Raw genomic sequence first — 13411 nt, forward strand, 5'->3', positions numbered from 1 at the left:
GCTGAACGGGTTATTTGTGTCCGCTGCCCAGTTTTGCCAACAACATAAACAAGCCCGTCTTCTCATATAAATAAGCGAACAAGCTTGATGAGATGGAGGGATTGGCCGTGGATACAAACAATGGTATCCGTCAGCGCCGCCAGGAGCGGATCCGTCGGATAATGAAGCAAAAGCAGAAACAGGAACAAGCTGTCATGATACCGGTACGCAGCTTCAAGGATAATCAGCCATCACCCGTTATGCCGCTGCCTTTCGAAGAGAAGAACTTTCCGCTCACTGTGCAAATCCCGGAGCAGGGACTTGATCCTGAGCAAATGTGGAAAGCGCAGGCCAATCCATGGGAAAGAACGGGATGGGAGCGCTCGCCTCAAAAGGGCATCGGGAACCGGCCGGTTCCCGATGCCCCCGGAGGCGAGCGCCCTCCCGGCAAACCGTTCATCGTCCAGGGACTTTTCATTCAGAGTGCTATCGCCGCTGCGCTTTTCGTTATTGTATTCGCCATGTTCCATCTGGAGACTCCTACAGCGAAGAAGGGACAGGAAATAGTTACGGCAGCCCTCACGGAACAAATCGATTTTAACCAGGCTGCAACCTGGTACAATCGGATGTTTGCCGGTGCGCCTTCCTTTATTCCGCTGTTCAACGGCGGGGATCAAGGAGAGTCGCAGCTGGCCGAGGGGGAGGTGGCGCTGCCTGTCGTCGCACCGCTTCCAAAGGGAGTAATTATCCGCTCCTTTGCGGAAACCTTAAGCGGTGTCGAGCTTGCCGGCAGCTCCGCGGCTCCGGTACTGACGGCTGAAACAGGCCGGGTTCTGCTTGTATCCGAAGAGAAGGAGACGGGCAAGACCATTGTTGTCCAGCATGCCAACGGACGGATGACGGTCTACGGACGGCTTGGCCAGGTGAAGGTGGCTGTTAATGACTGGGTGGAAGCCGGGGAGTCGCTTGGGGAGCTGCCTGCTGCCAAAGAAGGTGAACAAAGCTTGTTATTTTTTGCGGTGAAGGAGAAAGGCCGGTACGTCGATCCCGCTGACGTCATTCCGTTTGATTAAGCTGTACGGGATTGCGTGGTCGGTTCATCCGCTTTTTGTGCTTGTCATGCTGGCTTCCATTGCAACGGGTTATTTTGTAGAGCTTATCACTTTGTTCGCTATCGTGCTGGTCCATGAAATCGGACATGTCGTTACGGCCAGAGGCTTCGGGTGGACAGTCCGTGAAGTGAAGCTGCTTCCCTTTGGAGGCGTTGCTGAAATCGAAGAAGGGGCCAACCTTCCGGCAAGGGAAGAGGCGATTGTCGCAATTGCCGGTCCGCTGCAGAATGTCTGGATGGGGGGCTTGGCGTGGTTTATGGGTTTCTTAGGCTGGTGGAGCCATGATTGGGCCCTTTATGTGATGCAGGCGAATATGATGATCGGGCTTTTTAATTTACTGCCCATCCTGCCCCTTGACGGAGGCAAGCTGCTGCAGGCAGCCCTGAGCAGAATTCAGCCATTTCATCGTACGCTTGTCTGGGGGACGAGAATTAGTCTGCTCCTCAGCAGCTGCATGATAATAGTGTCGGTTGTTCCCGTATTTCGTCATCCGGGCGGCGGGATTCAGGCGAACTTGCTGGCGGTGGGATTTTTTTTGCTGCTGACGAATTGGACAGCCTATCGGCATATCCCTTTTTTGTTTATCCGCTTTCTGACACATCGGGCGGTAGCCTCTTCAAGATCACTTGAGCATGGGAGCTGGGCGCTTCCCATTATTATCTCAAGGCATCATACAATCGCTTCTGCTTTGCGTTTGTTTAAACGCGACAGCTACCACTTGATTGTCGTCATGGAGGAGCAGGGAAGCATTGTCGCGGTGCTGCCGGAACAGCGGCTGGTGAACGGTTTCCTGGCAGAGGGAAAGGCAGACCGTGCAGTTTTGGAGCTTTTCATGTAAAATATAACCCAGAACACCTACTGGGCAGGTGATAAATCAAGATGAAGCTGATGCTAGTGCATAGTGAAAAGGATAGACTGCAAATCGCAATCGTCGATAAAGGCCGTTTATTGGAATTTTATATGGAAACCAGAGAGATGGACAGCCAGCTTGTCGGGAGTATATTTAAAGGAAGAATCGTGAACGTCCTTCCAGGCATGCAGGCGGCGTTTGTGGATATAGGACTTGTCAAGAACGCATTTCTATATATTGACGATGTGCTTCATCCCCATCTGGATCAACAGCCGAAGGAGAAGCCGACGATCGCTCAACTTCTGCGGGTCGGTCAGGAGATTCTGGTACAGGTTGTCAAGGAGCCTCTCGGCGGTAAAGGGGCGCGCGTAACCACACATTTCTCGCTGCCGGGGAGATTTCTCGTGTATATGCCTCATGCCGCATATGTCGGAGTATCCAAAAAAGTGAAGATGGAGCAGGAGCGGACAAGGCTGCGTTCATTTGGTGAACGTTTCCGCCATTTTGATGAAGGAATTATTCTGCGCACCGCGGCCGAGGGCGAGGCCAGTGACGCGCTGCAGACGGATGTGCAGTTCCTGCGGGAGCTGTGGCAGGGGATCGAGGCCCGTTCGGAGGATACTCCGGTACCCGCGGAGCTTCACCGCGAGGCAGGTCTTGCCCACCGGCTGGTGAGAGATCTGCTTACTGTGGAAATGGACGAGGTCTGGATCGACGATCAGGAATTTTACACCGAGACGGAAGCTTTAATCAGGCAAATGGCGCCTACCATGCAATCCCGGCTGCGGTTCTATGATCAGTCCCACTCCAGTCATTCTTCTGTGGGGCTCATGAATCGCTATCAGGTAAATCATCAGCTGCAGGAGGCATTCGAGCGCCGTATCCGTCTGAGCAGCGGAGGAGATCTGGTCTGGGACGAAACGGAGGCTTTTACCGTGATTGATGTCAATACCGGTAAATTTGTCGGTTCGCGCGATTTGGAAGATACGGTGTTCCAGACGAATATGGAAGCGGCCGAGCAGATTGCCAGATTGCTGCGGCTGCGTGATGTAGGCGGCATTATTATCATTGATTTCATTGATATGGAGCAGGAATCGCACCGTGAACAGATCGCGCACCGGCTGGAGAGCTTGCTCAAGCTTGACCGCACCAAATGCCAGGTTGTCGGCTGGACCCGTCTTGGACTGCTGGAGCTGACCCGCAAGAAGGTGCGCGACCATGTCATGAATCAATTGCTGGAGGTCTGTCCGGTTTGCAAGGGCAGGGGCAGAGTGAATATGTCCAGGCCATCGGGTGGCAAGTAAATAAACCGGCAGTTTGATAGCTGGAATGGAATTATATTGTTGCTATTGTGACTGATCCTGTGATAATATATTATGGTGCCTGTAGGAGTGGGATTTTTCCCCTGCAGTCATTTACCGCACAGAACAGGTTGACAAGCCCGGCCGGTTATTGAATCGGAAGGCACCTGCATCAGGCGAGTCTTCGAAATTAAGGAGGTGCAATACATGTTCGCGATTATTGAAACGGGTGGTAAACAATACAAGGTTCAAGAAGGCGATGTTCTTTACATCGAGAAATTGAACGCCGGTGATGGCGAGAGCGTAACGTTCGACCGCGTACTGGCTGTTTCCAATAAAGATGGTCTCGTAACCGGAACTCCCGTTGTTGCTGGAGCTTCTGTTACAGCTACAGTTGAGAGACACGGCAAAGGTCAAAAAATTATCGTTTACAAATACAAGGCGAAGAAAAACTACCGTCGTAAGCAAGGTCATCGTCAGCCGTATACGAAAGTAACGATTGGCGCGATCAAGGCTTAAGTGAGGGCGCAGGGATGATTACGATCACTATTTTGCGGCATTCCGCCGAGAATTCACGTATCGTATCATTTGCGATTGAAGGACATGCGAAGTTTAAGAATCCAGGCAAAGATATCATTTGCGCCGGGGTATCGGCCATTTCGGTCGGTACAGTCAACGCGATTGAGGAGCTTGCGGGCCTGGAGCTTCCAGCTTCCATGGACAATGGGTGGCTGCAGTCTGATATTCCGGAGCAGAGCGATCCCGTTATGAACCAAAGGGTACAGCTGCTGCTGGAATCGATGATTGTTATGCTCAGCACAATCGTAACCTCTTACGGAAAGTACGTTCAGATTCGTCAACTAACTCGGTAACAAAGGAGGGTACAACCATGTTGAAACTGAATCTTCAGTTATTCGCATCGAAGAAGGGCGTAGGTTCCACAAGAAATGGTCGTGACAGCCAATCGAAACGTTTGGGCGCCAAACGCGCAGACGGTCAATTGGTAACGGCGGGCAGCATCTTGTTCCGTCAACGCGGAACCAAAATCCATCCGGGCAATAATGTCGGGATCGGAAAAGATGACACATTATTCGCATTAATCGAAGGCGTTGTGAAGTTTGAACGCTGGGGACGTGTACGTAAGAAAGTTAGCGTATACTCGGTCGAGGCTGCTCCGGTAGCTGCGGCAGTCGAAGCGCAATAATCAAGCTCGCCCCGGTCTGCACGCAGGCCGGGGCTTCCTTTTTTTCCTTAGGCGGCGCCTGGAAGCATATGCTATACTGGTAATGGCTAGGAGAGAACAGGAAAGTAGGATCGGTCCATGAATCGCTTTAACAGGAACAAGTATTATGCAGCCGCGTCATTGATTATCCCAACCGTTGCCGTTCTCGAATGGCGGTTTGAGCCTTGGTTTATAGCGGGTTTCGTTGTTTGGTTCGTGGCGGCCGGAGCGGTCTGGGCATGGTGTGTACGAAAAGAATTTGCGTTACGGGAAGCCCGGATGATTCATGTACTGCAGACATTATCAATTACAACTTTGAATCATCATCGTCATGACTGGATGAATGATTTGCAGGTTTTATACGGCTATATCAGGATGCAGAAGGCCGAGAAGGCCGTTCAATGTGTGGAGCAAATAAGAGAACGAATGATGACTGAGAGCAAGATCGCCAAGCTCGGCGTTCCATCGCTTGTCACTTTTCTGCAGTCCTTTCGAACGCTGACGAATGCGGTGGAGCTGGATATTGATATTGAGGGTGACCTTAATTTCATGGAATTGGGTGTTGACGGTCATCGCGCGGCACAGACTATGCAGGACATTATTGATGCGTACCGGCTCGCGGTTAAACCGGATTCCGGAGATGCGGCTAAGCTGCTGGTCGATCTATCGCTGAACGAGAATACAATGACCGCATCGTTTCATTATGACGGCGGAATGAAGGATACAAACGAATGGAAGCATAAATGTAAGCGGGCGATGACAGATTCGCCGCTGAGGGCAGCCGGAGCGGATATAGAACCGGACAATTTGGTGCTCCATGCGGAGCTTGTGAAATAAACGGAGGCTGGGGCATGTTTGTCGACAAAGCAAAGATTTTTGTAAAAGGCGGGGACGGCGGTAACGGTATCGTATCCTACCGCCGGGAGAAATATGTTCCCGAAGGCGGACCTGCCGGCGGAGACGGAGGCCGGGGAGCCGATGTGATTTTTCGCGTGGATGAAGGGCTTCGGACACTGATGGACTTCCGGTATCAGAAGCATTTCAAGGCGGACAAGGGCGAACGCGGCAAAGTAAAAAGCATGCATGGAGCCAATGCCGAGCACATGATTGTCCGGATACCGCCAGGCACGATTATTATTAATGACGATACCCAGGAAATTATCGCCGATATGACCCAGCACGGCCAGCAGGTCGTTGTAGCGCGCGGCGGACGGGGCGGACGGGGAAACTGCCGGTTTGCCACCGTAAGCAATCCGGCTCCGGATTTTGCCGAGAACGGAGAAGAAGGCCAGGAGCGCTGGATCGTTCTCGAGTTGAAGGTAATGGCGGATGTTGGACTGGTCGGATTTCCGAGTGTAGGCAAGTCTACGCTGCTCTCGGTCGTTTCGGGGGCGAAGCCGAAGATCGGCGCGTACCATTTTACAACGCTGTCACCGAATCTTGGTGTGGTCGAAGTCGGCGACGGCAGGAGCTTCGTCATGGCGGATCTGCCGGGTTTGATTGAGGGAGCTCATGAAGGCGTGGGACTGGGCCATGATTTTCTGAGACATGTGGAGCGGACGCGTGTTATTGTGCACGTGGTCGATATGTCCGGATCCGAAGGAAGAGATCCATTCGAGGACTGGAACAAGATCAATGAAGAGCTGGCCCTGTATAATCCGCTGCTGGCCAAACGTCCTCAAATTATTGCCGCCAACAAGATGGACATGCCGGATTCACAGGAGCAGCTGGAGCTGTTCCGGGAACAGTTGAGCGGGCTGGACGGCGAGATGGAGTACGAGATCGTTCCGATGTCTTCTCTAACCAAGCAGGGCGTGCAGGAACTGCTCTACAAAGCGGCGGATCTGCTTGAAACTGTACCGGAAATGCCGCTTATCGAAGAGGTCAAGGATGTAGCAGAGCGTAAAGTATATACGCTGGAGCAGCAGGAAGACGAGTCCTTTACCGTCGGCAAGGAAAACGAAGGCTTCTATGTCGAGAGCGCAGCAATCGAGAAATTTATGAGGCGCGTCAATTTGAACACGCATGATGCCGTCATGCGGTTCGCCCGCACTCTGCGGAAAATGGGAGTCGACGCCGAGCTGCGTAAAATCGGAGCGAAGGACGGCGACACCGTTCGGATCGGGGATTTCTCATTCGAGTTCTTCGAGGGCAGCGATTATTTCTACGAATAAACGCTTCTCCCGCACTTGGCTGATTTGGCATAGAAATGAAGTGGGACAGGAATAAGACGGACCCGGATAATATGCCGGGTCCGTCTTATTTTTGTTGGAAGTACAAGAAAATTTAAATTCAGGTCTATACTATGCCAACGTTTCTAGGGCGAAGAAGCTTTGTCCCTGAGGATGGCAATGCGGTTTCTTCTTGTTTAAGAAGATGCATACGGGAGCATTAAGCCTCAGGCTTCCCTCTTCTGTCAAATCAGGTATAATAGAAATATTGTGTTCATGGAATTGCCTATTGCCGCTTCGATGGATATTCGATATAATGTCCACTATAGAAGAACAGTTGTCTTTCTTAGGAGGACGGTTAATGGCGGAACGATATTTTATCGTCCGAGAGGACATTTTGCCTGAGGCGATTGTCAAAACGATTCAGGTCAAAGAGATGCTCCAGCGCGGCGAGGCCGCTACTGTCCATGAAGCGACAGAGCGTGCCGGGCTGAGCAGAAGCGCCTTCTATAAGTACAAGGATGGCGTTCATATGCTGAATCAGCTCGAACGTGAACGGATCGTCACGATCTCCATGGATTTGGATCACCGATCCGGTGTCTTGTCCAAAGTGCTTGGTCTTGTTGCAAGCTCGGAGGGCAATGTGCTGACGATTCACCAGAGCATTCCGCTTCAAGGATTAGCCAATGTAGTTATTTCTGTCGATACTTCGCAGATGGGTGGGACGCTGACGGAGCTTATGACAGCCATTCTTGAACAGGATGGCGTCCGCAAAGCGTCGGTCATCGGACAAGGATAGAACGAGTTGATGGAGGAGAAATCATGAAACCGGTAAAAGTGGGACTGCTTGGTCTTGGAACGGTTGGAACGGGTGTTGTTCGGATCGTCGAGGGACATCAGGAGGATTTGCAGAGCCAGGTGGGTTCGCCGATCGTTATTGATAAAATATTGGTGCAAAATGTGAACAAGAGCCGCGCGGTGAATATTGATCCGGGCAAGCTTACAGAGGATCCCTGGGATATTATTCATGATCCGGATATTTCCGTTATTGTCGAGGTCATGGGCGGGATTGAACTGACCAAAGGTTATATTCTCGAAGCATTGGCAAGGGGCAAGCATGTCATCACGGCAAATAAGGATCTGATGGCTCTGCATGGACCCGAGATTCTGGCCAAAGCGCAGGAGCATGGATGCGATGTGCTCTATGAAGCCAGCGTCGCCGGAGGCATACCGATCATCCGCACGCTCGTCGAGGGTTTTTCATCTGACCGGATTACAAAAATTATGGGGATTGTCAACGGAACGACCAACTTCATCCTGACCAAAATGACACAGGAGGGCACTGCGTATACGGAAGCGCTGGCTGAAGCCCAGCAGCTCGGCTATGCCGAAGCGGATCCGACATCGGATGTCGAAGGGCTGGATGCAGCCCGCAAAATGACCATTCTTTCGACACTTGGCTTTCGTGCGAATATTGCACTGGAAGATGTCGATGTGAAGGGAATATCATCGGTCAGCCGCGAGGATATTTTATATGCGGGCCGGCTTGGATATGTGGTGAAGCTGCTTGGAATTGCAGAGAGCCAGGATGACTTTATCAGCGTTAGCGTGCAGCCGACAATGGTGAAGCATACCCATCCGCTTGCTTCGGTCAATGGCGTCTTTAATGCGGTTTATGTATTTGGCGAAGCCGTCGGCGAAACCATGTTTTACGGCGCAGGAGCAGGAGAACTGCCGACGGCTACATCGATTGTGGCTGATCTGGTGGCTGTCATCAAGAATTTGAAGCTCGGTGTCAACGGCAAACAGGCGCTGCTCTCCTATAAACAGAAGAAGCTCAAGACCGATGAGCAGATAGCATCGAAGTATTTTATGCTGCTGCATGTCGATGACCGCGCAGGCGTTCTGGCGAAGATCACGCAAGCCTTTGCAGAATGCGAGGTCAGTCTGGAATCGGTGCTTCAGCAGCCCAATGCAAGCATACCCGAAGCGGAAATCATCATTATTACGCATGATGCCAGCAAAGCGGCAGTTCTGAAGGTGCTGGAATCATTTGAAAGTATGGATGTGGTTAAGACCATCAGGAGCGTTTACCGTGTAGAAGGCTGAGTCAGGCATTTAAGCAAGGAAACTAACTTTGCCGCCCAGGGGGCATCAAAGCCGTTTCTCTATGTATAACCCTTTTTGAAGGAGTATTGACACGCATGAGATACCTTGGTTTGCTTCAGAACGGCAAAGAATATTTGCCTGTAGTCTCCGGATTGGGATGTGGTGTAAGATGACTGATCGCAAAATAATCGTTAAGGTTCCTGCCAGCACGGCCAATTTGGGTCCAGGTTTCGACACGCTGGGCATGGCGCTTTCCCTCTATTCCTGGCTGGAGATGTCATTGCCCCGAAGCGGCAAGACGGTTATTGAACTGCATGGCGAGGGCTTGGATGGCATTCCGCTGGATAAGTCCAATTTGATTTACAAAGTAGCACAGCTGGTATTCGCAGAGGCAGACATTGAGATTCCGGAGCTGCACATCGCCATGTACAGCGATATTCCGCTTACCAGAGGACTTGGGAGCAGCGCTTCGGCTATCGTCGGAGCCTTGACGGCGGCCAACGCCCTGGTTGGCTTCCCGTTAACGGACGACCGGCTGTTCCAGATCGCGACTAAGCTGGAAGGGCATCCCGATAATGTCGGGGCTTCGCTTTTTGGCGGAATTGTTGTCTCGGCCTGGGACGGAGAGCGGGCGGAGAAGGTTCGCCTTGATCCGCATGGAGATCTTGAGGTCCTGGTGGCCATTCCGGCCTTTCATCTAGCAACGGAAAAAGCCCGTCATGCGCTGCCTGCGCACATACCGCATGGAGATGCAGTCTTCAATGTCGGCAGCAGCTCGCTGCTCGTCGCCGCATTGGCAAGCGGGAAGCTGGAGCTGATCAAGCATGCGATGCGGGACCGGCTGCATCAGCCTTATCGGGCCGCACTAATTCCGGGAATGCAGGAAATACTGATTAAGGCAACAGAGTACGGTGCTCTTGGAGCTGCTCTTAGCGGGGCTGGGCCGACACTGCTGACTCTTGTTGATACTAACAGTCTGCGCAAGGCGGAACTGGAGCAGTTTCTCATTCAGACACTCGGCAGGGCAGGAATCAAGGCGGAGACGCTGTGGCTTAAGCCATGTGCGACTGGCCCTGAAATAACCATTCTGCAGGGTGAAGAGAGCGGCGGCTTGCTGCTGGAGCGGATTAAAGGAGAAGTAAGAGCATGATACGAATTGCGTGTTTGACACAAGGATCAACATCGGATGAGGCGGCGAGATATCTGTTCTCCGGCGTCGAGGTTGATTACAAGTACTTTCGGATTATTGGAGATGTTTTTCTTGCCACAGCCGACGGGACAACCGACTACAGCATTATTCCAATAGAAAATACGATTGACGGCTCCGTAAGCCTACATACCGATTGGCTGATTGATGAGGTGAATCTGCCGATTCAGGCTGAGTGGGTATATCCTTCCATCCAGAATCTGATCGGGCCGCTGGCAGAGCTCTCCGGCGCAGACGGAGTCCTGGATTACAACCGGATTACCAAGGTAATGAGCCATCCTGTTGCCATGGCGCAGTGCCTGCAGTACCTGCGCAAGCATCTTCCGCATGCGGAACTGGAGCATGTGGGAAGCACGGCTGAAGCGGTAAGCATCGTAAGGGAAAATCCGCTAAGCGGATGGGCGGCTATCGGTCAGACGACGGCAGCATGGAACAACGGGCTTGATGTCCTTGAGCGGGGCGTAACCGACCATGACAACAATTTTACGCGATTTCTTCTTATAGGCCCGGAGCCGTTGACCAGCAGACAATCGCAGGCATATAAAACAAGTATATTAATTACGCTGCCGGAGGATTATCCGGGTGCGCTTCATCAGGTGCTGTCGGCTTTCGCGTGGCGCAAAATCAATCTTTCCCGCATCGAGTCGCGCCCGACGAAAAAAAAGCTGGGCAATTATTATTTTCTGATCGATATCGAAATGTCATTGGATACCGTATTGCTTCCATCCGCAATCAGCGAAATTGAGGCAATTGGCTGTCAGGTCCGAACGCTGGGCAGCTATCCCAGCTTCACATATCAAGGCTAATATTCCTGGAGGTGCACACACGCATATGGCAGAGCAAGTTATCTATTTGAATGGAGAATTCGTTACTAAGGAAAATGCAAAGGTATCGGTTTACGATCATGGCTTTCTTTATGGCGATGGAATATTTGAAGGGATTCGCATATATAACGGCAATATTTTCAAATGCAAGGAGCATCTTGACAGGCTGTACGACTCGGCAAAATCCATAATGCTGGATATTCCCCTTTCCTATGAGGAAATGGAACAAGCCTTGGTCGAGACAATCCGGCGCAATGAGTTCCGCGACGGGTATATCCGGCTGGTTGTGTCCCGCGGACCCGGCAATCTGGGGCTTGATCCGAACCGCTGCCCGACCGCATGGGTAATCATCATCGTCGAACAGCTGGCCATTTACCCGCCTGAAGCATACCGCGACGGCCTTGTCTCTGTGTCGGTATCGCAGCGCCGCAACATCCCGGATGCGCTTAATCCGAAGATCAAATCGCTCAATTACCTCAATAATATTCTGGTTAAAATCCAGGCTAACCTTGCAGGCGTAGGCGAGGCAATCATGCTGAATGCCCAAGGCTATGTGGCGGAAGGCTCGAGCGACAACATTTTTATTATCAAGAAAGGTGTCGTGTACACGCCGCCCTGCTATATCGGAGCGCTTGAAGGCATCACCCGCGCAGCCATTATGGAGCTGTGCGATAAACTGGGATATAAGCTTAAGGAAGAGCCGTTCACGCTTCATGACGTATTTGTGGCTGACGAGGTGTTTTTCACAGGGACGGCTGCAGAAGTTATCGCTGTGCGCGAGGTGGACGGCAGAACGATCGGCTCCGGCAAAGCGGGCCCAATCACAACCCATCTGCTTGAAGAATTCCGTAAGATTGTTGAAGTGGATGGCGTAAAAGTATACGAGTAATCATGGTTTTAATAGGGCCTGTTGCGGGATTTTGTCCCGCGGCGGGCCAATTTTTTTTTGCTAAAGAGTGTGGCAGCCGCCTATCTCTCGCATAGGATGTAGGGATTGGTGGATGGGCGTTCGCCGCTGCCCATAAACTACAGACCGTGACAGGAGGTAAGTGGCAAGTGAAAATTCATATTGTGAAAAAAGGCGATTCATTATATATGATCGCTCAAAAGTATGGCGTGTCTTTGGAAGACATTGTTGAGCTTAATCCATCCATAACAAACGTAGATATGATTGATGTGGGAATGAAGATTAAAATCCCGGCATCGAAGCCGGAAGACATGGAAATCATGCATCAGCATGAGGTTAAACAAGGGGATACACTTTGGAAGCTGTCCAAAGCCTGGGGCGTTCCGCTGAGCGATATGATTAAAGCCAATCCTCAGCTCAAAAACCCGAACGTTCTGCTGACGGGTGAGATTGTCAACATTCCCAAGACCAGCACTCCGGGTCAAATGCCGCATATGCACGATCAGCATCATGAGGATGCAGGCCATCATCCGCTTCATCCATCTTCGGTGATGCAAGGTGTACAGGGTTTGATGGGGAAGATGTCCACGGCACCCTTCATCGGCAAAAAGCCGACTGGGCAAAAGCCGAGCACGATGCCTGTTCCAACTCCTGTCCCGACACCGGTTCCCATGCCCCTTCCAGAGCCTGCTCCTGCTCCAATGCCTGTTGTGCCAGTGGTGGAGAAGCCGAAAACGTACCCGATCCATGTCGAATACGAGAAGCATATCGATTTGTTTCAACAATACGGAGTGCCGGCTACCGAGGTAATGTCATTGTATGATATGCCTAATATGCCGGAGAATGTCTCGCCGGCAATGCAAACTCATGGATACGGCTATCCTATGACTTCCCCGGCAATGTCCGGAGGCTATGGCTATTCAATGCCAACCGCTGTGAGTCCAGCTGAGATGGGGCCGGCTAATTGGTGTCCGCCTGGGCAGGTGATGGGCTCATCAACACTGCCTTGGGGAGCTCCGGCGCCAATGCCCTACGGACCGATGGGCGGTTACGGGATGGAGAACGAAATGGTGTCTCCGGCAATGATGATGCCGCAAGGAGGCGGCTACGGGCAGTATGATCAAATGGCCGTATCTCCGGCAATGATGATGCCGCAAGGAGGCGGCTACGGGCAGTATGATCAAACGGCCGTATCTCCGGCAATGATGATGCCGCAAGGAGGCGGCTATGGGCAGTATGATCAGACGGCCGTATCTCCAGCAATGATGATGCCGCAAGGAGGCGGCTATGGGCAATATGATCAAACGGCCGTATCTCCGGCAATGATGATGCCGCAAGGAGGCGGCTATGGGTATTATGATCAGACGGCCGTGTCTCCGGCGAGTATGGGCCCATATGGAGGTTATCCGTCTGCAACGCTAAGCCAGGCGGAATCACCTTATCCGAGCTATAATTATGTCGGAAATGGCCAGGTTGCGGCCCAGCAGACTACCGGTTCCGGCAAAAAGCCCTGCAACTGCGGCTGCCATGACCGCGATGAGGAAGAGCAGGCTGGAATAAATGAGAGCGTCGAGCAAAGCCAACCGGCCAAGGTGGCTAAGATCCGCAAGCCCGCTGCCAAGCCAGCAGTCCGGGTATCCCGTAAGGCACAGACCCAGCAAAGACAGAAAAACCGCGGCTCCTATCCATGGATTAACCGATAATTGATTTTAAATATATGGCTCTCTCC

14 protein-coding genes are annotated in these 13411 nt (G+C 52.0%); all 14 read left to right on the forward strand.

The features are described 5' to 3' along the window. Positions 1–107: 107 nt before the first annotated feature. The 14 genes from AC0YNV_RS01400 (at position 108) to AC0YNV_RS01465 (ending at position 13385) form a co-directional block, all read left to right on the forward strand. A complete protein-coding gene (locus tag AC0YNV_RS01400) occupies positions 108–1052 on the forward strand; it encodes a peptidoglycan DD-metalloendopeptidase family protein (RefSeq protein ID WP_475765227.1) in 945 nt (314 codons plus the stop codon). Next, a complete protein-coding gene (locus tag AC0YNV_RS01405) occupies positions 1045–1929 on the forward strand; it encodes a site-2 protease family protein (RefSeq protein ID WP_475765229.1) in 885 nt (294 codons plus the stop codon). Before AC0YNV_RS01400 ends, AC0YNV_RS01405 begins: the two co-directional genes overlap by 8 nt. A gap of 41 nt (positions 1930–1970) precedes the next feature. Next, entirely contained in the window at positions 1971–3245 is a 1275-nt protein-coding gene (locus AC0YNV_RS01410; RefSeq protein ID WP_475765231.1) for an Rne/Rng family ribonuclease, read from the forward strand. A gap of 204 nt (positions 3246–3449) precedes the next feature. After that, positions 3450–3761, forward strand: coding sequence for a 50S ribosomal protein L21 (gene rplU / locus AC0YNV_RS01415; protein ID WP_475765233.1), 312 nt, complete (start codon positions 3450–3452; stop codon positions 3759–3761). A 14-nt stretch (positions 3762–3775) separates the two neighbouring features. Continuing rightward, entirely contained in the window at positions 3776–4114 is a 339-nt protein-coding gene (locus AC0YNV_RS01420; RefSeq protein ID WP_475765235.1) for a ribosomal-processing cysteine protease Prp, read from the forward strand. A gap of 17 nt (positions 4115–4131) precedes the next feature. Continuing rightward, on the forward strand, positions 4132–4446 hold the full coding sequence (gene rpmA / locus AC0YNV_RS01425; RefSeq protein WP_210045658.1) for a 50S ribosomal protein L27: 315 nt from the start codon (positions 4132–4134) through the stop codon (positions 4444–4446). A 117-nt stretch (positions 4447–4563) separates the two neighbouring features. Further along, a complete protein-coding gene (locus AC0YNV_RS01430) occupies positions 4564–5301 on the forward strand; it encodes a Spo0B domain-containing protein (RefSeq protein ID WP_475765237.1) in 738 nt (245 codons plus the stop codon). A 14-nt stretch (positions 5302–5315) separates the two neighbouring features. Further along, positions 5316–6638, forward strand: coding sequence for a GTPase ObgE (gene obgE / locus AC0YNV_RS01435; RefSeq protein ID WP_475765239.1), 1323 nt, complete (start codon positions 5316–5318; stop codon positions 6636–6638). Positions 6639–6996: 358 nt separating this feature from the next. Next, complete coding sequence (locus AC0YNV_RS01440) at positions 6997–7434, forward strand: ACT domain-containing protein (RefSeq protein WP_475765241.1); 438 nt, start codon at positions 6997–6999, stop codon at positions 7432–7434. Between the two features lie 23 nt (positions 7435–7457). Next, positions 7458–8744, forward strand: a complete 1287-nt coding sequence (locus AC0YNV_RS01445) for a homoserine dehydrogenase (RefSeq protein WP_210045662.1) — start codon at positions 7458–7460, stop codon at positions 8742–8744. Positions 8745–8913: 169 nt separating this feature from the next. Continuing rightward, on the forward strand, positions 8914–9894 hold the full coding sequence (gene thrB / locus AC0YNV_RS01450) for a homoserine kinase (protein ID WP_475765243.1): 981 nt from the start codon (positions 8914–8916) through the stop codon (positions 9892–9894). Further along, on the forward strand, positions 9891–10757 hold the full coding sequence (gene pheA, locus AC0YNV_RS01455; protein ID WP_475765245.1) for a prephenate dehydratase: 867 nt from the start codon (positions 9891–9893) through the stop codon (positions 10755–10757). The genes thrB and pheA overlap by 4 nt, the downstream gene beginning before the upstream one ends. A 25-nt stretch (positions 10758–10782) precedes the next feature. Further along, positions 10783–11664, forward strand: a complete 882-nt coding sequence (gene ilvE / locus AC0YNV_RS01460; RefSeq protein WP_475765247.1) for a branched-chain-amino-acid transaminase — start codon at positions 10783–10785, stop codon at positions 11662–11664. 167 nt (positions 11665–11831) lie between these two features. Next, positions 11832–13385, forward strand: coding sequence for a LysM peptidoglycan-binding domain-containing protein (locus AC0YNV_RS01465; RefSeq protein ID WP_475765250.1), 1554 nt, complete (start codon positions 11832–11834; stop codon positions 13383–13385). Positions 13386–13411: the final 26 nt, after the last annotated feature.

The sequence above is a fragment of the Paenibacillus sp. JT31N11 genome (assembly GCF_056269285.1).

Coding starts and splice junctions, on each gene's coding strand:
- AC0YNV_RS01445 (WP_210045662.1), top strand. CDS start 7,458: ATGAAACCGGTAAAAGTGGGACTGCTTGGTCTTGGAACGGTTGGAACG.
- ilvE (WP_475765247.1), top strand. CDS start 10,783: ATGGCAGAGCAAGTTATCTATTTGAATGGAGAATTCGTTACTAAGGAA.
- rpmA (WP_210045658.1), top strand. CDS start 4,132: ATGTTGAAACTGAATCTTCAGTTATTCGCATCGAAGAAGGGCGTAGGT.
- AC0YNV_RS01410 (WP_475765231.1), top strand. CDS start 1,971: ATGAAGCTGATGCTAGTGCATAGTGAAAAGGATAGACTGCAAATCGCA.
- thrB (WP_475765243.1), top strand. CDS start 8,914: ATGACTGATCGCAAAATAATCGTTAAGGTTCCTGCCAGCACGGCCAAT.
- AC0YNV_RS01440 (WP_475765241.1), top strand. CDS start 6,997: ATGGCGGAACGATATTTTATCGTCCGAGAGGACATTTTGCCTGAGGCG.
- AC0YNV_RS01420 (WP_475765235.1), top strand. CDS start 3,776: ATGATTACGATCACTATTTTGCGGCATTCCGCCGAGAATTCACGTATC.
- pheA (WP_475765245.1), top strand. CDS start 9,891: ATGATACGAATTGCGTGTTTGACACAAGGATCAACATCGGATGAGGCG.
- obgE (WP_475765239.1), top strand. CDS start 5,316: ATGTTTGTCGACAAAGCAAAGATTTTTGTAAAAGGCGGGGACGGCGGT.
- rplU (WP_475765233.1), top strand. CDS start 3,450: ATGTTCGCGATTATTGAAACGGGTGGTAAACAATACAAGGTTCAAGAA.
- AC0YNV_RS01430 (WP_475765237.1), top strand. CDS start 4,564: ATGAATCGCTTTAACAGGAACAAGTATTATGCAGCCGCGTCATTGATT.